13 protein-coding genes are annotated in these 20,339 nt (G+C 63.5%); 8 read left to right on the top strand and 5 right to left on the bottom strand.

What is annotated here, in order from left to right; translation table 11 throughout:
* Positions 1-44 precede the first annotated feature (44 nt).
* Positions 45-533: a flavin reductase family protein gene (locus tag DIC66_RS11855; protein ID WP_117177412.1), complete on the bottom strand. Its 489-nt coding sequence runs from the start codon at positions 531-533 to the stop codon at positions 45-47.
* A gap of 333 nt (positions 534-866) precedes the next feature.
* Positions 867-1,940: a helix-turn-helix transcriptional regulator gene (locus DIC66_RS11850; protein ID WP_147321297.1), complete on the bottom strand. Its 1,074-nt coding sequence runs from the start codon at positions 1,938-1,940 to the stop codon at positions 867-869.
* A gap of 342 nt (positions 1,941-2,282) precedes the next feature.
* Here DIC66_RS11850 and DIC66_RS11845 point away from each other — a divergent pair, with 342 nt between their 5' ends.
* The 6 genes from DIC66_RS11845 (at position 2,283) to DIC66_RS11820 (ending at position 12,713) form a co-directional block, all read left to right on the top strand.
* Positions 2,283-3,314 (top strand): cytochrome-c peroxidase, encoded by a 1,032-nt coding sequence (locus DIC66_RS11845; protein WP_117177408.1) that lies wholly within the window; start codon positions 2,283-2,285, stop codon positions 3,312-3,314.
* Positions 3,311-5,941, top strand: a complete 2,631-nt coding sequence (locus tag DIC66_RS23250; RefSeq protein WP_199534723.1) for an EAL domain-containing protein — start codon at positions 3,311-3,313, stop codon at positions 5,939-5,941. The genes DIC66_RS11845 and DIC66_RS23250 overlap by 4 nt, the downstream gene beginning before the upstream one ends.
* Positions 5,942-6,079: 138 nt before the next feature.
* The gene (locus DIC66_RS11835) at positions 6,080-9,052 is read left to right on the top strand and encodes an EAL domain-containing protein (RefSeq protein WP_158558901.1); all 2,973 of its coding nucleotides are present in this window, start codon (positions 6,080-6,082) and stop codon (positions 9,050-9,052) included.
* Positions 9,053-9,101: 49 nt separating this feature from the next.
* Positions 9,102-10,496, top strand: a complete 1,395-nt coding sequence (locus DIC66_RS11830; RefSeq protein ID WP_117177596.1) for an MFS transporter — start codon at positions 9,102-9,104, stop codon at positions 10,494-10,496.
* Positions 10,497-10,506: 10 nt separating this feature from the next.
* Positions 10,507-11,457 (top strand): ornithine cyclodeaminase family protein, encoded by a 951-nt coding sequence (locus DIC66_RS11825; protein ID WP_117177404.1) that lies wholly within the window; start codon positions 10,507-10,509, stop codon positions 11,455-11,457.
* The gene (locus DIC66_RS11820; protein WP_147321296.1) at positions 11,454-12,713 is read left to right on the top strand and encodes a YhgE/Pip domain-containing protein; all 1,260 of its coding nucleotides are present in this window, start codon (positions 11,454-11,456) and stop codon (positions 12,711-12,713) included. Before DIC66_RS11825 ends, DIC66_RS11820 begins: the two co-directional genes overlap by 4 nt.
* Positions 12,714-12,731: 18 nt before the next feature.
* On the opposite strand, the gene DIC66_RS11815 is transcribed toward DIC66_RS11820, so the two are convergent.
* Positions 12,732-13,364: an MlaC/ttg2D family ABC transporter substrate-binding protein gene (locus DIC66_RS11815; protein ID WP_117177400.1), complete on the bottom strand. Its 633-nt coding sequence runs from the start codon at positions 13,362-13,364 to the stop codon at positions 12,732-12,734.
* Positions 13,365-13,704: 340 nt separating this feature from the next.
* Between DIC66_RS11815 and DIC66_RS11810 the strand changes: the two genes are divergently transcribed.
* A complete protein-coding gene (locus DIC66_RS11810; protein ID WP_117177594.1) occupies positions 13,705-14,352 on the top strand; it encodes a glutathione S-transferase family protein in 648 nt (215 codons plus the stop codon).
* Between the two features lie 529 nt (positions 14,353-14,881).
* Here DIC66_RS11810 and DIC66_RS11805 read toward each other — a convergent pair.
* Complete coding sequence (locus tag DIC66_RS11805; RefSeq protein ID WP_117177398.1) at positions 14,882-15,853, bottom strand: sulfurtransferase; 972 nt, start codon at positions 15,851-15,853, stop codon at positions 14,882-14,884.
* Between the two features lie 168 nt (positions 15,854-16,021).
* On the opposite strand from DIC66_RS11805, the gene DIC66_RS11800 reads away from it, so the two are divergent.
* Positions 16,022-17,629: a methyl-accepting chemotaxis protein gene (locus DIC66_RS11800; RefSeq protein WP_117177396.1), complete on the top strand. Its 1,608-nt coding sequence runs from the start codon at positions 16,022-16,024 to the stop codon at positions 17,627-17,629.
* Here DIC66_RS11800 and DIC66_RS11795 read toward each other — a convergent pair.
* Entirely contained in the window at positions 17,562-20,189 is a 2,628-nt protein-coding gene (locus tag DIC66_RS11795; protein WP_117177394.1) for a cation-translocating P-type ATPase, read from the bottom strand. The two genes, DIC66_RS11800 and DIC66_RS11795, sit on opposite strands and share 68 nt — an antisense overlap.
* Positions 20,190-20,339: the final 150 nt, after the last annotated feature.

Below are 20,339 nucleotides of genomic sequence, written 5' to 3'. Positions count from 1 at the left end.
CACCTCTTTTTTATTGAACTAAATCACACCGTCTCAAAATTTATTCAGCGTGAGACAACGCCTTGTGCAGGTTCGAAATACTTGCCGCCGAAGAAGATCAACGGCTCCAGCTCTTCAATGTCCGAGATCACCTCGATGGCGCCGGTATAGATATGGTGGTCTCCGGCCTGGATGATGTTTTCAGCCTTGCAGATAAAACTCACGATGGCGCCATTGATCACCGGGACACCGTCCCGGTACGAGAAGGGTCGCCCAATTCCCTCCTGGGGACTGCCCCCAAAATGCCGGCTGATATCGGCCTGGTCCTGTGACAGGACATTCACGGCAAATTGGCTTTGCTCGGTGATCTGGCGGTGGAACCGGGATGCGTCCTTCACCGATACCGCCAGCAGGGGAGGCGATATGGAAATGGACATGAAGGCGTTCACCGTCATGGCCATGGGCTCGCCGTCGTGGTCCCAGCTGATGGCCGTGACACCCGTGGTGAAGCGACCCATGGCCGTGCGCAGTTCCCTGCTGTCAAATTTGTTCATGATTTGTCGTCCTGATTGGTCTTTGGTAGTTCATTTACGTTTCCTTGAAGACACTCCTGAACATGCGCGCTGGGTCAGCCAACCGGGTGGCTGAACATCCCTGCGAGCGATGTGGCGTGGTGCAAATGGTAGTAAGCCGCACGCCTTTTGTGATTCGGAAAAACGGAAATGAAATTCGGATTTTCGGCAATATCCAGACGCACACCAAAACCCCGGAAAGCCCATGCGCAGGGCGAACGCGTAGGCCTGCGTACGGTGCGCCTTACGGGTCTGTGAGGAAGAAGCTAAGGGAACCCAGGACGGGATGCGCGCGCCGAACGGCGCGCAGCCGTACTAGCTGGCAGATCGCTTGGAGGCGCGGAATTTTTCCGGCGTCACATTCAATTGCTGGCCGAAAAAATAGTAGAAGTTCTGCGTTTGTGCGTAGCCCAGCAGGTGCGCTATTTCCTGAATGGACAGTGTGGTTTCAACCAGGTATCGCGTCGCCAAATTCATCCGGACTTCCGCTACCAGTTGGCGAAATGACGTGTCTTCTGCAGTCAGGCGGTTTCTCAGCGTGCGCTCCGTCATGTTGTATTTTTTGGCAACGTCCTGTGCCCCCAGCATGCGGTTTCCAAGGCTGTAGTACAGGTCTTGGCGTATGCGGTCTGCCAGCCGGTTCTGGCTATCCAGGCCGTTGAGCATGGTCTTGAATTGCTCGCCCACGATGAGCGACAGGGTCTCGTCACCCGAGGCGATGGGCAAGTCCTGCCAGCCCAGGGGCAACACCAGTTCCGTTTGCGCCTGGTTGAAGGTGATCTTGCAGGGGATGCAGTCCTTGTACAGCTGCACGTAGCTGGGCGGCGCATAGGAGAGCCGGACTTCGCAGTGGTTCCAGGGCAGGTTTTTTCCAAACAGGTTTTTGAACAGCGAGAACGCGGTTGTGATGATCTGCTCCATGATGGGCGTGTAGCCATAACTGACCGGCAGCATGGGCATGTAGGAAATCCGGATCTGTTTGGTTTGGATCTGCACGTTGGCATCTATGTTTTGGTAGATGGCCTTGAATATTCTTCTGGCAACCGCCGAGAACTGTGCGTAGTTGGAACAGGCCAGCATGGCATAGCCATAGATGCCAAACTTGGAAAGGTTGTCAAAGGTTCCAAGTCGAAGGCCAATTCCGGGTGTGGTGCCGATCTGGTGCAGGGTGCCCAGCAGCCTGTAGTACAGCGCAAAGGTGCGCTTGTCCGAATCCTGCAGCAGCGTGACCGTGTTGAGTTTCTCGGCCTTCAGGATTTCATTCAAATTCTTGATGGCACCATATTCACCGACGGCTTCAATCAGATCCACAAAGTAGCTGTTGAGCAGCTTACTTTGCGCCGACTGGTAATAGACATGGGAGGCGCTGTTGAAATCGATGGCTACCATGGCGGTGCCTCCGGTGGCCTGCCGCACCGCGGGACAGCGCTTGAAGCCTGTGTGTCATGGTTCAAGGGCGTTCATCCGGTTGCTTCAGGGTGGGTGTCAGCATGCGTTGTGAAATGCCGCTCATCCGGACGGTGAGCGTGTGGTGCGCGATCTTACACAAAGGACCCTGCCATACAGGAGGAACTATGGCTCTTCAACGCGCTGGTCACTGAATCCACAACTTTCGCCACGCAAGCGTCCCTAAAACACACCGGTTTGCCCCACGTCAATGTGCGACTGGGTGTTCCTGCGCTAAGCTGAAACTGCGCCAGCGCAAAGCTGACGCAGCGGAGGGTCACGCACATGAAGACAAAGGCAGGCTGGGCTCTGGCTGGATTGTTCACAATCACGGCCACGCTGTTGTTGCCCGCTTGCAAGGGCCAGGAGACGCAGGCCGTTACCGTTCTGGCGGAGCACGAGCGCTTCCGCGCCATTACCCACCCTTCGGATGCACTGCTGCCCCTGCCGCCGGGCCCGGACGTCGACACGCAAAAAGTGGAATTGGGCCGACGCCTGTTCTTTGAACCACGTCTGTCCCATGACAACAGCCTCTCCTGCGCCAGCTGCCATGACCTGGCACACGGTGGTGCCGACAACCGCCCCACGGCCACGGGCATTGGCAAGCAACTCGGGCCCATCAACACGCCTACGGTTTTCAATGCCGGGCTGAACATCGCCCAGTTCTGGGACGGCCGCGCCGACACCCTGGAGGCGCAGGCAGCCGGGCCGGTGCACAACCCCTTGGAGATGGGATCGAACTGGCAGGAAGTGAAGACCAAGCTGGCGCAGGACCCGGCCTATGTGCAAGCCTTCATGCAGGTGTACGGGCAGAGCCTGGAGGGTGCCCTGGTAGCTGACGCACTGGCGGCCTTCGAGCGCACACTGGCCACCCCCAACAGCCGCTTCGACCAGTTCCTGCGGGGTAACAGCACGGCACTGAGCACCCAGGAAAAAGCCGGTTACCAGTTTTTCAAGGACTACGGCTGCGCCAGCTGCCACCAAGGTGCGGGCATTGGCGGCAATATGTACCAGCGCTTTGGCGTCATGGAAGACTACTACCGCGACAAACCGGCCAAGCCCGCCGACCTGGGCCGCTTCAATGTGACGCAGCTCCCGCAAGACCGCCATGTGTTCAAGGTGCCGGGCCTGCGCAACGTGGCCGTGACTGCGCCGTATTTTCATGATGCCTCCGCCGCAACGCTGGAAGAAGCGGTACGGGTCATGGGGCGCTACCAGCTTGGGCGCGAACTCCCGCGCAATGAGGTGGCCGCCATCACCGCCTTCCTGCGCGCCCTGACCGGTGAATGGCAGGGCAAGCCCCTGCAACGGCCATGAAGCGCACACCCCCCTGGCAGCGCTACCGGCCCGGCCAACTGCTGCTGGCGGCAGTGGTGGCCGCAGGCATTGCGCTGCTGTGCTGGCTCTACCTCCAGTCGGCCCGTGTCTCGGCCGAGCAGCACCTGCAGTACACGCAGGACTTGCGGGACCTGCGTGAATTCAATGCACGCCTGGACGGCGAACTGCTGGCCAACCAGCTCAAGCAGGTGCGCAACTACGACGCGCTCACCACCTACATGCACCATCTGCAGCAATCGGCCCAGAAAGCGGTGCAGACACCGGACTACCTGGACGAAGAAGACAGCCAGCAGGTGGCGCAGGCCGCACGGCTGGTGCAAACCACCCTGAACCAAAAGGCGGCGCTGCTGGACCGCTTCAAGCGCAACAACGCCGTGCTGCAAAACTCCCTGAGCTATTTCCCCCTGGCGGCGGCAGACCTGCTCGAAACGCACCGGGGCCAGGCCCGCCAGGCCGCCTTGCAGGACGCGGGCAGCCGCTACGTGCTGGCCGTGCTGGCCTTTGCCCAGGGCCACGGCCACGGCACGCCTGCCAGCATCATGGAGGCCCGCGGCGCCCTGCTGGCGGCTCCGGCCGGACAGGCGGCACACCGGCAGATCGACAACCTGCAACGCCATGGGGACCTGATCGTGCTCTACCTCACCGACATCGCAGCGCTGCTGCACGAGGTGGCCGATCTGGACACCAACGCGCAGCTCGATGAACTGAGCCACCGCTATATCGTGGGCAATGAAAATGCCTCGGTGCGCGCCGGGCAGTTCCAAACCGCACTGTTCTGCGTGGCCGTGGTGTTGACGGCCTTTCTGGCAAGCCTGTTTGTGCACCTGGAGTCGGTGCGCCGTTCGCTGGCCCGGGCCAACCTGGAAATCACCGAGCGCTACCAGGCACAGTTGCTGGCCGAAAAGCAGCTCTCCCTGCATGCCACTGCCTTTCGCAGTGGCCACGATGGCATCACGCTGACCGATGCACGGGGCAACATCGTCGATGTCAACCCGGCCTTCAGCCGCATCACCGGCTGGGAGCGCAGTGAGGTGCTGGGCCTCAACCCCAGCGTGCTCAAGTCGGGCAAACAGGATGACGCGTTCTATGCGGCCATGTGGAAGAGCATCAACGAGAGCGGCAGCTGGAAGGGTGAGATATGGAATCGCAACAAGTCCGGCCAGGTCTACCCCGAGCTGCTGTCGATTTCCGAAGTGCGCGACGCCCAAGGGGTGCTCACCAACTATGTGGCGGTGTTCTCCGACATTGGTCCGATCAAGAAGCAGGAAACCCAGCTCAAGAAGATGGCCTACTACGACGCGCTGACCGAGCTGCCCAACCGGGTGCTGCTGCTGGACCGTCTGCAGCAAGCCACGGCCCAGACGCGGCGCGCCAATACCCTGATGGCCGTCTGCTACCTGGACCTGGACGGCTTCAAGCCCATCAACGATGCCTGGGGCCACGAGCGCGGCGACCAGGTGCTGGTGGAAATGGCCAGCCGCATGGGGTCCGCCGTGCGTGCCGGAGACACCGTGGCGCGCATGGGCGGTGACGAATTTGTGGTGCTGCTGCTGGGCCTGGGCGATGCCGCCGAATGCCGCGAAGCCGTCACACGCCTGCTGGACCGCATCGGCATGCCGCTGACCATGCTGCCCGGCGCACCCCGCATATCGGCCAGTGTGGGCCTGACCCTGTTCCCGCTGGACGACGAAAACCCCGACACCCTGCTGCGCCACGCAGACCAGGCCATGTACCGCTCCAAGCTGGGCGGCAAGAACATGCTGAGCATTTTTGACGCCGAAGAAGACCGCAGCAGCCGCAGCCGCCACGACCGGCTGGCGCGCATGCGCCAGGCGCTGGACGGCGGCGAGCTGCGCCTCTTCTACCAGCCCAAGGTGGACATGCGCCAGGGCCGGGTCACCGGCATGGAGGCCCTGCTGCGTTGGCAGCATCCCGAGCGCGGGCTGCTCGGTCCGCTGGACTTTTTGCCCCTGGTGGACAACGACGACCTGATCATCGATATCGGTGACTGGGTGATCCACACCGCCATGCAGCAGATTGCACTGTGGAACGCCGCCGGGCTGGACCTGCAGGTCAGCGTCAACGTGGCAGCACGCCAACTGCAGCGCGCTGACTTCACCGACAAACTGCGCGGCCTGCAGGCGGCTTACCCGCACTGCCTGCAGCACCTGGAGCTGGAAATCCTGGAGACCACGGCACTGGAAGACATTGTCAAAACCGCACGTGTGATTGAAGAATGCCTGGCGCTGGGCGTGGGCTCGTCGCTGGATGACTTTGGCACCGGCTATTCCTCCCTGACCTACCTGCGCCGCCTGCCAGTCAAGACCCTGAAGATTGACCAGAGCTTTGTGCGCGAGATCCTGAACGACCCCAGCAACCTTCTTATCGTGCAGGGCGTGATCGGCCTGGCCCATGCCTTTCAGTTGCAGGTGATTGCCGAGGGGGTGGAAACCGAAGAGCACGGCCGCCAGTTGCTGCAACTCAAGTGCGACCATGCCCAGGGCTATGGCATTGCCAGACCCATGCCTGCGGCACAGGTGCCGGACTGGATTCACCAATGGCGCCCACCCCTGTCCTGGAATATCGACGCACAACTTTCCGTCTGAAACCACATTGGCAAGCCGTGAATGTGGCATCATGAACTGGCGTCCACACCACTTTACGGGACACCCTTTGCAATGGGTTCGCTCAAGATTTCACACCTTCGAAGCCATGCATTGCTTTGGCCTCCGCGTCTGGCTTGGATGGCGTGGGCGCTGTGCACGCTGCTCGTTGCGCCGGCGTGGGCAGCCAGGGGCGCTACGAACATTCTGGGCACCGAGGAACGCAGCTGGCTTGACAGCCACGCCGCCGCGGTACGCATAGCACCCGAAGGCAACTACCCGCCGTTCAGCTTCATGGAGTCTGGAGAGTGGCATGGCCTCTCAGCGGACATGGCACGCCTGCTGCAGGACCGCCTTTCCACCCGCTTCAATGTCCTGCCGGCACAAAGCCTGGACACCATCCTGTCCCAGGTGCACCAGGGTGAGGTGGACATCGTCACCTCGCTCAAGGAAACGCCCGAACGCTCGCAGTTCATGTATTTCACCCAGCCCTATGTCAGCGTACCTACGGCCATCATTGTCAAAGCCGGCTTCAGTGCGGAGCGCTGGCCCGCCTCGTTTGAAGGCAGGCGGGTGGCCGTGGGCAAAGGCTACGGTGTGCAAAAGTTCCTGGAGACCCGGTTTCCGAGCATTCAACTCACCCTGGTGGCCGATGACTTGGAGGGCATGCGCCAGCTGTCCTTTGGCCAGGTGGATGCGGTCATCATGGATGTAGCCAGTGCTTCCTATTTCATAGAACGCGAGAAGTTCACCAACCTGCGGATTTTTGACGCCTTCGAATACCACTATGACCTGAGCTTTGGCGTGCGCCGGGATTTGCCGGTGCTGCGCGATGTGCTCTCAAAAGCTCTTGCCTCGGTCTCGCCGCAGGACCGCCAGGCCTTGCTCGACAAATGGATTCGCATGGACCGCGACCCGCTGGACGTGCTGTTGCAGTGGATGGTGCGTTGGCGCCCCTGGCTTGTGGCCCTGGCCTGCACCCTGCTGCTGGGTGGCGGCATGGCCTGGCGGCTGCACCGGCAACGCCGCAAACTGGAACAGAAGCTGGCCCGCTACGCGCGCAGCCTGATCGAGGCCAGCCTGGACCCACTGGTCACCATCAGTGCACAGGGCAAGGTCACGGACGTCAACACCGCCACTGAACATGCCACCGGCATACAGCGCAGCGAACTCATCGGGAGCGACTTTGCAGACTACTTCACCGACCCGCAGCGCGCCCGCCAGGCCTACCTGCAAGTGTTCGCCCAGGGGTCTGTAACCGACTACCCCCTGGCCATACGCCACGCCAGCGGCAAGGTCACCGACGTGCTCTACAACGCCAGCGTCTACCGGGACGAACTGGGTCAGGTGCTGGGCGTTTTTGCTGCGGCGCGCGATGTCACAGAACGCAAGAAGGCAGAGCGGTCCATCCAGGCGGCCAGCGTCTTCACCTATGCGCGCGAAGGCATCATGATCACCACGGCGGACGGCAGCATTCTCAACGTCAACGATGCCTTCACCCGCATCACCGGCTACAGCCGCGAGGATGTCCTGGGCAAGAACGCCAGATGCCTGGGTGTGGGCCATGAGGGGCAGGACACGTATTCCCACATGCTGGCCGAAATGGGCACCAACAGCCACTGGAGTGGCGAAGTCTGGAACTGGCGCAAGAACGGCGAGCGCTATTTCGAGGCCCTCACCCTCACCGCCGTTCGGGACGCGGATGGGCGTATCGAACACTATGTCACGCTGCGCTCTGACATCACCACCATCAAGGAGCACCAGAACCAGCTGGAGCAACTGGCCCACTTTGATGCGCTGACCGGCCTGCCAAACCGCCTGCTGCTATCGGACCGCCTGCGCCAGGCGCTGGTGCAAGCCGAGCGCCGCAACAACGCAGTGGCGGTGGTCTACCTGGACCTGGACGGCTTCAAGGCCATCAATGACCAGTACGGACATGATGCCGGCGACCGCCTGCTGGTTGCGGTGGCCGGACACATGCAGCAGGCCCTGCGCGAAGGCGATACCCTGGCCCGCCTGGGCGGAGACGAGTTTGTGGCCGTCCTGGGTGACCTGCCCGATGGCGAAGCCTGCCTGCCCCTGCTGGGACGCCTGCTGGCTGCAGCTTCCCTGCCGCTGACAGGGGACGCACAGGTACTGCAGGTGTCCGCCAGCATCGGGGTGAGCTTTTATCCGCAGGCGCAGGGTGTGGATGCCGACCAACTGCTGCGCCAGGCTGACCAGGCCATGTACCAGGCCAAGCTGGCCGGCAAGGGGCGCTTCCACATCTTTGATGCCCAGCGCGACAGCAGCCTGCGCGTGCACAACGAGAGCGTGGAGCGCATCCGCCTGGCCCTGCGCGACCAGGAATTCGTCCTGCATTACCAGCCCAAGGTGAATATGCAGACCGGCAAGCTCATAGGCGCAGAAGCCCTGATCCGCTGGGAGCACCCCCAACGCGGACTGATGCCGCCGGCACAGTTTCTTCCGGTAATCGAGGACCATGACTTGGCCATTGCCGTGGGTGAATGGGTCATGGACACGGCCCTCACGCAGGTTGAGCGTTGGCGCAGCGCCGGGCTGGACATAGCAGTCAGTGTCAACATCGGGGCACGCCAATTGCAGCAAGCCGATTTTGTAGAGCGCTTGCGTGCCATTCTGGCCCTGCACCCGCAGGTGCACCCCGGCTGTCTGGAACTCGAAATTCTGGAAACCACGGCGCTGGAAGACGTGGCGCAAATCTCGCAGGTGATTGCCTCCTGCGCCGTCTTGGGCGTGCGCTTTGCCCTGGACGACTTTGGCACGGGCTACTCCTCGCTCACCTATCTCAAGCGGCTGCGCGTGAGCACGCTCAAGATCGACCAGAGCTTTGTGCGTGACATGCTGGAAGATCCCGACGACCTGGCGATCCTGCAAGGCATCATCGGGCTGGCCCGTGCCTTCGGGCGCGAGCTCATTGCCGAAGGCGTGGAAACAGCCGAGCACGGACGCATGCTGCTGCAACTGGGCTGCGATGTGGCGCAGGGCTATGGCATTGCACGTCCCATGCCAGGCATGGACCTGCCGGCCTGGGCCCTGACCTGGCAGCCAGAGCCCGGCTGGAGCACCCAGGGCGTTGACATGGCCCTCCTATAATTGATTGCGTACCGCCTCTGGTGCGCGATTTTCTCGGGTGGACAAGTTCATGGCAGTCAATGCAGGATCGGATGGAGATGCAGGCCCCAAGCGCCTGGTTCCCGTGCTCTTTATCGGGGTCTTCATGGCTGCACTCGACACCGCCATCGTCGGCCCCGCCATCCCCGTTCTGCGTGACACCTTTGGCATAGACAACCGCATGGTCGGTCTGGTGATGAGCGTGTTTGTGCTGTTCTCGCTGTGCAGCACCGCCCTCATGGCCAACCTGAGCGACCGCTATGGCCGCAGGCCCATCTACCTTTTCAGCGTGGCGGTTTTTGCCCTGGGCTCGCTGCTGATTGCGCTGTCGCCCAGCTTCTGGATGGTGGTGGTCAGCCGCGCCATCCAGGGCGTGGGTGCCGGCGGCATCACACCCACAGCCAGCGCTGTGGTGGGTGATGTGTTTGCACCCGAGCAGCGCGGCAAGATGCTGGGCCTGATTGGCGCCACCTACGGCATGGCCTTCGTGCTGGGCCCACCCCTGGCTTCGGGCCTGATGCTCATTGCCAGCTGGCACTGGATCTTCCTGATCAACCTGCCGATTGCCGCTGTCATCCTGTACCTGGGTGCCCGCGTGCTGCCGCCTGCGCGCACCGAGGTGCAACAGGCGCCGCTGGACCGCACCGGCGTTGCCCTCACCTTTGCGCTGCTGACCGCGCTGGTGCTGGGCATTACCCGCGTGCTCGACCCGCTGCTGGACCCGGTGTTGGGCATGGCGCTCTGGCCCTGGTTGCTGCTGGCAGTCGCCGTGCTGCTGGCCCTGCTGGTGCGGGTGGAGCAGCGCGCCACGGCGCCGCTGATTCCCATGTTTTTGTTCAAGCAACGCCAGCTGGCCACCACCTATGTGCTGGCCAGCGGTGCGGGCTTTGGCATGGGCAGCGTGATCTTTCTCACCTCCATTGCCACCCATGCCTATGGCGTAACCGCCCAGCATGCGGGCTTTGTACTCTTGCCGCTGGTGCTGTGCTCCATGTTCGGCTCCATGGGTTCGGGGCGCCTGCTCAACCGCACTGGAGCGCGCAGCATGATGGTGCTGGGCTTTGCCATGCTGGCGCTGGGCTACGGCCTGTCGGCCATCACTGGCTTCGGCCTGTGGCTGTTTCTGGTGGCCTCCATGCCGGTCGGCCTGGGCATTGGCATCGTGGTGGGCGGGGCGCTGCGCTCCATTGCCATTGACGAGGCCCCCCTGGCCGTGCGCGCCGCAGCGCAAGGCCTGATCAATATCTGCACCGCCATCGGCACGCTGGTGGCAGCTGCGAGCATCAGCGCCATTGCCGACCTGAGCGGCGGCGGCACCGAAGGCTTTGGCCTGGCCTACGAGCTGGTGGCCGCGCTGATGGTGGGCATGCTGCTGATCACCCTGGGCCTGCGCAAAAAGAGCACCGCCACGCTGCAGGCCGCGTAGATCCGGACCCATGCAATTCTTCGACCAGGCCGCCGTGGCCCGCGCCCTGCCCTATGCGGAGCTGGCAGACGCGCTGGCGCACGGCCTGCAGGAGGCCATCGAGTCGCCCCTGCGCAGCCACTTCGAGCCCAACCACGACAGCAGCACCGTGCTCATCATGCCGGCCTGGAAGCCGCAGCAGCTCATGGGCGTGAAGCTGGTCTCCATCTGGCCGGGCAACAGCGCCCTGGGCCGCTCGGCCGTGTCGGGCGTGTATGTGCTCATCTCGTGCACCGACGGCCAGGCCGTGGCGGTGCTGGACGGCACCGAGCTCACCCTGCGCCGCACGGCCGCCGCTACCGCGCTGGCGGCACGCATCCTGGCACGCAAGAGCAGCCGCACCCTGGCCATCTTGGGCACGGGCTCGCTCAGCGCGCCGCTGGCTCTGGCGCACAGCAGCGTGATGGACTTCCAGCGCGTGCTGGTCTGGGGCCGCAGCCTGCCCAAGGCGCAGGCCGTGGTGGATGCACTGGCGCTGCAGGGCCTGGCAGTCCAGGCCAGCGATGACCTGCAGGACACACTGGCCCAGGCCGATGTGGTGGCCGCGGCCAGCACCGCCACCGACCCCTTTATCCGCAGCGCCTGGGTGCGCCCCGGCACGCACCTGGGCCTGATAGGCGCCTTCACCCCCACCATGGCCGAGGCCGAGCCGGCGCTGATGCCCCGCGCCCAGGTGTTCGCCGACAGCCGCGAGGCCATAGGGCAAAAAGGCGGCGAGGTTCTACAAGCCATACAACAGGGTCTGATACAGAGCGCAGATATCCTGGCCGAGCTGGCCGAGCTGGCAGCGCAGCCCCTGCGCGCGTGGCGCAGCAGCGATGACGCCATCACCGTCTTCAAGTCGGTGGGCTTTGCGTCGCTGGACCTGATTGCGGCTGAGCGGGTGTGGGCCTCACGGGCAGGCCCTGGCGCAACACCATGAAATTCTTCTCGCAGATTGCCTACATTGCCCGCAACGAGGCGCGCTATTTGCGGCAGTTTCCCAAGCTGCTGGCCAGCGGGGCCATCCTGATTTTCGTTCCGGCGCTTTACTGTCTGCTGTACATCAGCAGTGTGTGGGCCCCTGAAACCAGGACGGCCGCACTGCCGGTGGCCGTGGTCAACCTGGACCAGGGCGTGCAGTACAAGGAGCACAACATCAATGTGGGCTGGGAGATCACCACCCGCCTGGAAGACAGCGGGCATTTCGGCTTCAGCTTGCTCAAGGACGAGGCCCAGGCCCGGAAGATGGTGCGCCAGGGCAAGCTGGCCTTTGCGGTCATCATTCCCAAAGACTTCAGCGCCAACGCCGTGCCCGGCGCGGAAGAAGGTGCGGGGCAGGTCGTGGTCTACACCTCCCAGGGCAACAACTTTGAAAGCGCCGCGATTGCCAAGCGCTTTGCCGAGGCACTGGGCCGCGAGATCAATGATGGCCTGAACGAGCGGCGCTGGGTGCTGGTGCTGCACAACGCAGCAGGCTCGCGGAGAAGCACAGACCGTTTGCACGAAGCCGTGGGCTCCCTGGGCAGCAGCGCCGAGGGCCTGACCCATTCCGTGGAGCCTGTGCTTGAAATTGACGCGCCCGTCGAGAACAGCGGCAGCGGATTTGCATCCAACGTTATCCCTGGCGCCTTGTGGCTGGGGGCAGCCCTGGCGGCCTTTTTGATTCACGTAAAAGTCTTGCCGCGGCAGGCACTTTTCTTTTCAAGTCCGGCGCAAGTGGTGGGGAAGATTCTTTTCCCGGCGTGCCTGGTGCTGCTGCAATCGCTCATGGTGCTGCTGGTGGTGCTGTATGTCCTGAAGATGCATGTCCTGCACCCCTGGACTTTCGCGCTGACCCTGACGCTGTCGTCGCTGGCCTTTCTGTCCATCGTCTTTGCCCTGTCCAAGGCCTTTGGCGGCGCGGGCAAGGAAATAGCCATGGTTCTTTTGGCGGTGCAGCTGTCCTCGTCCGGCGGCATATTGCCGGTGGAGCTCAGCGGCGGCCTGTTCGCGCAAATCAGCCCCTTGCTGCCCATGACCTGGGTGGTGGACTGCGTCAAGGTCAGCCTGTTTGGCGCCTATGAAGGTGCGTGGCAACGGCCTTTGCTGCAGGTGGCCTTGGTGGGCCTGGCCAGCTTTGTGCTGTCGTGTACCGTCGGGCGCTGGCGCTTTGTCAAATCATCCCTGCGGCTGCGCGGCAGATCGGGGCGGCGGTAGCCTGGCGCTGCGGGCCGGTCAGGCCTTTTTCGCGTTGGACTTGTTGCGCTCGGCCAGGGTGCTGATGAGGCCATCAATGCCCTTGGTGCTGATCTCCTGGGCGAACTGGCTGCGGTAAGTTTCCACCAGCCACACGCCCATGACATTCAGGTTGTAAATTTTCCAGCCCGCGCCGGCAACCTTTTCCAGGCGGTAGTCCAGCTGGATGGTTTCACCACTGCCCTTGATTTCGGCACGCACCAGCACCTCTTTGTCGTCCGCACCGCCCTTGACGGGCTTGAGGCTGATGGTCTGGTCTTTCAGCTGTGCCAGGGCGCCCGCATAGGCATGCAGCAGCAAGGTCTTGAACTCGTCCTGCACGCGCTTTTGCTGCTCCGGGCTGGCCTGCCGCCAGGCCGGGCCTACGGCTGCAGCGGTCATGCGCGGGAAGTTGAGCAGGGGCATGATACGCGCATCCACCAGGGCCGTCATCTTGGCTATATCACCGGCTCGCAAGGCCTTGTCACCCTTGATGGCGTCCTTCAGCTCGGACAGCATGCGCTTGATGAAGGCATCGGGCGCTTCCTCCTGCGCCAACGCCACCGGGCCTGTGCATGCTGCAGCCGCGGCCAGCAGGAGGCAGAGCGATTGGCGCAAAAATATTCGTTTCATCCAACGTCCTGTGTATCTTGTTGATTCCCATGTGGCTACCACGACCTGGGCTTGGCCTGTACGCCAACCGGGCCGCAGCCTCACTATGTGCGCAACGGGAGGCCAATGCAGGAAGCAGGATGTAAATTTTTGTATATTTACCTCTGCCTACGCAGCCTTCTGTACGCTTCGGTGCGCATTGGCTTGCAGTGGGATGGCCTGAACAGGCGCGCAGGGGTTGATCCAGGTTGTTGGAATGGCCGCAGAGGCGGTCCTGCAGACTCCCGCCAGTGTGTCGGCTGATACATTCACGGTTCTTGAAAAGCAGCGTTTGAATTGCCCATACTTTGGAAACCGCTCCATGCTCCTCGTCGGCCAATATGACAGCCCCGTCACCCGCCGTGTCGCTATCGCGCTGCATCACTACCACATACCCTTCACCCGCGACACCCGCTCGATCTTTGGCGATGCGCCGGCGGTCGGGAAGATCAGCCCCCTGACCCGCATCCCGGCCCTCGTCCTCGACGACGGCGAGGTGTTGATCGACAGCGCCGCCATCCTGGATCATCTCGACGAACAAGCGGGCGAGGCGGCGCTGATCCCCGCATCTGGTCCCGCACGCCGGCGCGTTCTCCAGATGACGGCATTGGCTCAAGGCACCCTCGAAAAGGTCGCTGCTGTGGTGTACGAGAGGCACTTCCATTCCTCCGATCATCGAAGTGCCGACTGGCTTGACCGCTGCCTTGGCCAGGCCCGTGCTGGTCTCGACGAACTGACCCGCCGCCTTGCCACACCCTATGCCTGCGGGGCAACGCTCAGCCATGCCGATATCATGATCACCACGCTGATCTGGTACATGCAGGACAGGATGGATGAGGTGCTGTCACCCACCGCCCACGCCAATCTGATCACCTTGGCCCAACACTGTGAAACCCTGCCCGCCCTCCGCGCCGCCGCCCTGAGCGATTTCGAGAAGATGCCGCGCAACAAGGATGAATTCAAACCTTGAGGCGGCTGTGGAATGCGGTGTATTCCAAGCAGCAGCCCACAACCGTCCAAAGGCAAGGGTGACGGCCGACAACCAAGGGATATCTATCCCCCGGACAGGAGATGTTCTCCGTCGCCAACTGCTGTCAAGATTGCCGCGTTTGCGGTCATACGTCTTTTTCGCTCGCGGCGCGGGAAGGGGGTAGGCCGGGCATCTCATGGCGGGGTACCGCAAATCGGCGCCCGGCCTACCCCCTTCCCGCGCGACCCCCGTGTGAACCCGCGATTCAAGACAGTGCGCGTCGGTTGTACGGTCGGTGTTTGGTATTTTTCGTCAAGCGCAGCCGCGCCCCAGTGAGCAGGAGGGACAAGGGCGGGCGACGATTTGCGGTACTCCGCCATGAGGCGCCCGCCCTTGCCCCTCCTGCGCACCCACCCGCCGGTGCGAGATCTCTGACCGCCAGATACCGGACGTATTTGAAGACCCGCTTCCAGCCCAAAGCAGCCAGTAGCCATGCCCTGCTGTTCCGATCTGCCTGCTAGCGCATCACTCATTCCAGGCGCGGGTACGAAAGCGCATGCGCTTCGCAGCGGCACACCACCGCATTGCCCGCATCCGCACTCCATTCAAACCAGCCACCATCAAACACGCTGATGCGCTCCCAACCCATCAGCCAGGCGTAGAAAAACGCCAGCGAGGCGCGCCAGCCGGTGCCGCAATAGAACGCAATCTGCAGGTCGCGGTGAATGCCCGCATCGGCCCACACGGCTTCGATCTCGGCGGCAGGCTTCATGCGTCCTTGCGCGTCCTGAAAACTGCTCATGCTGTTGATATCGCCATCGCGTCCGGCGTGGCCCCACAGGGCACCGGCGATCTCGCCGCGCGCACTGATGTAGCTGTAGCCCGAGATCTCGCCCATCCATTCGGCGTGGCTGCGGATGCTGACCAGGGCGGCATCGCTGCGCAGTGACAGTGCCCGGGCTTGGGCCAGGTTCAGGCAATAGCCGGGATGCGCGGGAAATGCTTCGCCCCAAGGCGCGGGGCACACGGGCACTGCCGCCGGTGCCTGTGCCCCGGTGTGCAAGGTGTGGCCAGCAGCACACCAGGCCTGCACGCCGCCATCGAGCAGGCGCACATCGCGCACACCCGCATACAGCAGGAGCTGCGCCACGCGCGCGGCCGCCAGCGTGTTGCGTGCATACAGGATGACCGTGCTGTCTGGCCCTGTGCCCAGGCTTTGCAGCAGGTGCAGCAGTTCCGCATCCGGCAGCTGGTTCCAAAACGGCGGCCGCTCAAACTGGTGGGTGTCCAGGTAGCGCGCACCGGGCAGGTGGCCGGACTCAAAGAGTTGCAGGCCGTCGCACCCCACTTCGAATAGTTGCCAAGCACCTGCGGGCGCCGCGGCCACGCCGTCCTGGGCCAGCCATGCTGCCAGCCAGTCGGCACTGACCAGCTGACGCCAACGCGACAGGTCCGGGCGAAAACCGGGGGGTATGGAATAGGCTGTCAGGCTGCAGTGCATGGGTCAGAAGTAGGCCACATCCGCGCTGCTTCGAGCTATGAACATGACAGCAGCAAAGAACATGAACACACAAAAGCACATCTAAATTTAATTTGCTGCAAAACACCTCTTTGACGGCCTTTTGGGTGCGGCGCGGGTACGCTATTCAAAATTAAGGAGGAGAACCCCATGCGCAGCAATCTGCCGGTCAGCCAGCGTCCCTTTGAATTTCCGCGGGACCAGACCCTGGTTTCTGTCACCGACCTCAAGGGCCGCATTACCTACTGCAACGCCGCCTTCACGGCTGTGAGCGGGTATTCGCAGGCCGAGTTGCTGGGCCAGCCCCACAACCTCGTGCGCCACCCCGACATGCCCGAAGAGGCCTTTCGTGACATGTGGGCCACCATACAGTCCAAGCGCCCCTGGACCGGGCTGGTGAAGAACCGGCGCAAGGACGGCGACCACTACTGGGTCAACGCCAACGCCACACCCATGCTCGATGGCGATCAGATCACCGGCTACCTCTCGGTGCGCACCTGCCCCACCCGCGAGGCAGTGGCGGCCGCCGAAGCCTTGTATGCCGACATGCAGGCCGATGTGGCCGCTGGCCGTAGCCGCTATGCCTTGCACCACGGCCAGGTGCTGCGTACCGGGCTGGTTGGCGCACTGCAACGCCTGCTCAAACCCAATGTGCTGAGCAAGATGGCCACCCTGCAGGTGCTGCTGGCCTTGGCGGTGTTGGGCCTGCTGCTGCTGGGCACGCCCCTGGCGCTGGTGGCCCTTGCCATGGGCTGTTGGGCGGCCGTGACCGTGGCTGCCACCTGGTTCATGGCGGTACAGCCCCTGATGCAGGTGGTGGATGACGCCAACCACCTTGCCTCGGGCGACCTGGCCCATGCCGTAGCCACGGGTGCGGGCGGGTTTCTGGGGCAATTGCAGCAGGCACTCAACCAGATGTCGGTGAACCTGCGCACCGTTGTCAGCGATGTGCGCCAGGAGGTGGACGCCCTCAACATCTCGGTGCGCGAGATTGCCGACGGCAATGAAGACCTGTCCTCACGTACCGAATCGCAGGCCAGCAGCCTGCAGCAGACGGCCGCTTCCATGGAAGAAATCAACAGCACGGTGCAAAGCAGCGCAGCCTCGGCCATGCGCGGCCACGAGCTGGCGGGCACCACCACCCACATCACCCAGCGCAGCAATGAGGCGGTGCATGCAGTGGCGCAGTCCATGCAGGGCATTGCGGACTCTGCGGGCAAGATCAACGAAATCATCCAGCTGATTGAGGGTGTGGCTTTTCAGACCAACATCTTGGCGCTCAACGCCGCGGTGGAAGCGGCGCGTGCCGGCGACCAGGGCCGCGGCTTTGCCGTGGTGGCTGCCGAGGTGCGCGCCCTGGCGCAGCGCACCACGGCTGCGGCCAAGGACATCCGGCAGCTCATCAGTGAATCGGCACAACGCGTGGACACTGGCGACCAGCAAACCAAAGTGGCCCTGGGGCGCATGGAGTCGGCCCTGCAGGCCGTGGGCAAGGTGAGCACCGTGCTGGAAGAAATCAGCACGGCCTCCAACGAACAGCAGCTGGGCATCTCGCAGATCAATGAGGCCATCACGCAGATGGACAGCCTGACCCAGCAAAACGCCGCCATGGTGGAAGAGCTGGCCGCCACGGCCCGCTCCATGCAGGGTCAGGCCGGCGAGGTCAGCAACTCCATGCGCCTGTTCCGCCTCAAGGCCGGGGACCTGACGGTGGCACAGACCGATGCCGTAGGGCTGCGCCGCCTCGCCAAAGCTTGAGGCCTTCAAACCAGACCACGCTGCACAAACCCAGGCCGGCTGCCATGAGTGCATCCAGAGGCTGCAGGGGCCCGAACTGGAACAGCTTGTTCACCCAGGGCTGGTACAGGGTGAGCAGCAACAGCAGTACGGTCAGGCCTGCCACCACCCATAGCGCGCGGTTGGGCACGCGCAAGCTGACCCAGAGCGGGGCCGTGCTGCTGCGGTTGGAAAAGATCAGCGCCAGGTTGCCCATGACCAGCGCGGTGAAGGTGAAGGCGCGCGCGGCGGCGTCACTCAGCCAGGTATCAGCCCAGACATAGGCGCCCATCACCACCACCAGCACACCCAGGCCCTGCAGCAGGGCCGTCACCAGAACGGCGCCTGCGAACAATGGTGCCTGCGGGTCGCGCGGCGGGCGCTGCATCACATCGTGCTCGGAAGGTTCGTTCTCGAACACCAGCGAGCAGGCCGGGTCTATCACCAGTTCCAGAAACGCGATGTGCAGCGGGAACAGCAAGGTGGGCCAGCCCAGCAGCACCGGCAGCAGCGCCACCCCGGCCGTGGGCACGTGCACCGCCAGGATGTAGGACATGGACTTGCGCAGGTTGTCAAAGATGCGCCGCCCCAGGCGCACGGCCCGCACGATGGAGGCAAAGTTGTCGTCCAGCAGCACCAGCGCAGCAGCCTCGCGCGCCACGTCGGTGCCGCGCCCACCCATGGCCACGCCCACGTGCGCGGCCTTGAGGGCCGGTGCATCGTTCACGCCGTCACCCGTCATGGCCACAATCTCGCCGTTGGCCTTGAGGGCCTGCACGATGCGCAGCTTCTGCTGGGGTGCAATGCGCGCACACACGCTCACGGTGCGCATGCGCTGCTGCAGTTGCTGGTCATCCAGCGCATCCATATCGCTGCCGGTGAGTACCTGGCCTGCCTGTTGCACACCGATGTGCGCGGCCTGTGCAATGGCCTGCGCGGTGGCGGGGTAGTCGCCGGTAATCATCACCACGCGGATACCGGCGGCGTGGCATTGCTGCACCGCCTCGGGTATCCCTTTGCGCAGCGGGTCCTGCAAGCCCAGCAGACCGACAAAGGCAAAGGCAAAGTCATGCGAGATGGCGGGCCACTCCTCACCCGCAAACCGGGCCTGCGCCACACCCAGCACCCGCAGGCCCTGTGCGGCCATGGCATCCACCGCACCTTGCAGACGCGCCTGCGTTGGCGCATCCAGATGGCACAGATCAAAAATGGCTTCGGGTGCGCCCTTGGCGGCCACGCTGTGCACACCGCTGTCGCTCTGCCCCTCGGCTGCACGCCACACATGGGACATGGCGCGCAGCTCGGGGGTGAGCGCATATTCCTGCACCAGGCTCCAGTCGCGGTGCAGGTGTTCGGTGCCCTGCAAAAAATGCTGGCCCAGGCGGTGGAAGGCTTTTTCCATCGGGTCAAAGGGGTCGCTCATGCTGGCCAGGATGGAATATTCCACCAGGCCGTGAAAGGCCTCTGGCAGCTCCATGCTGTTGGCGTAATCAATGGCCAGCGTTTGGCCCGCCGGGTTGTGGTCCGCAGGCACATACAGCTGCGCTACGGTCATGCGGTTTTCGGTCAGGGTGCCGGTTTTGTCGGCGCACAGCACCGAGGTGGCGCCCAGGGTTTCGATGGCCGCCATGCGCCGCGTCAGCACATGCTCCTTGGACAGGCGCCAGGCGCCCAGTGCCGGTATCACCGTCAGCACCACACTGAACTCCTGCGGCAACAAGGCCATGGCCAGGGCAATGCCGGCCAGCAGCGCGGCCAGCCAGTCGCCATGCATCAACCCGTGCGCTGCCACCAGAAACAGGCTGGCACCCAGAGCCACAAAGGCCAGCAGTTTCACGAGGCGGGCCATCTGCCGTTTCAATGGCGAGACCTCTTGCCCCAGCCCGTCCAGCGCGCTGCCAATGCGGCCGATTTCGGTTTGCGCGCCAATGGCTGTCACCCGCGCCGTGCCGTGGCCGCCCACCAGCAGCGTGCCTGAGAACAAGGCCTCTGCCTGCAGCTTGTCCACCGCCACCGCCTCGCCGGTGAGCAGCGACTCATCCACCTGCACGGCATTGCCTTCCAGCAGCACGGCGTCTGCAGGCACGCGGTCCCCCTCGGCCAGCACCAGCACGTCGCCACACACCACCTCGGCGCCGGCAATGCGCAGGCGCGCGCCATCGCGCAGCACCAGCGCACGCGGGCTGCTGAGGCGGCGCAGGGCCGCCAGCGCGTTCTCGGTGCGGCCCTCCTGGTACAGGGTGAGCGCCAGCACTACCAGCACCAGGCCCAGCAGCACGGCGCCCTCTTGCACGTCGCCCAGCAGCAGATAGAGCACACCGGCGGCCAGCAGCAGGGCAAACATCGGGTCCTGCAAGGTCTCCAGGACGATGTGCAGCAGCCCGCGGCTGTGGTCACCGGGCAGGTGGTTGGGGCCGTCCTGCTCCAGGCGGTGCGCGGCTTGCGCCGCACTCATGCCGCTGTCTGCGCGCCAGCCTTCAGGCAATGGGGCTGCGGGCTGCGACGCGGCGGCATCCGGGCTTGGCTGTTGGATGTGGTTCATATCGTGACTATGCACTGGGTTGTCCCAAGTTCTCATGGTGGCAGACACGGTATGGCCTGTCTTTGCGCTAGCGCACTGGTCACCGCATCCAGGCACTGGCAGGCAGCCCATGTATGAATCAAGCCACCACCAACTGAAGCAGACCTATAA

Origin of the sequence: Rhodoferax lacus (assembly GCF_003415675.1) — a bacterium.
GTDB lineage: Bacteria > Pseudomonadota > Gammaproteobacteria > Burkholderiales > Burkholderiaceae_C > Allorhodoferax > Allorhodoferax lacus.
The sequence above is the reverse complement of the archived record's forward strand: the minus strand, read 5'-3'. Positions and strand labels throughout refer to the sequence as shown.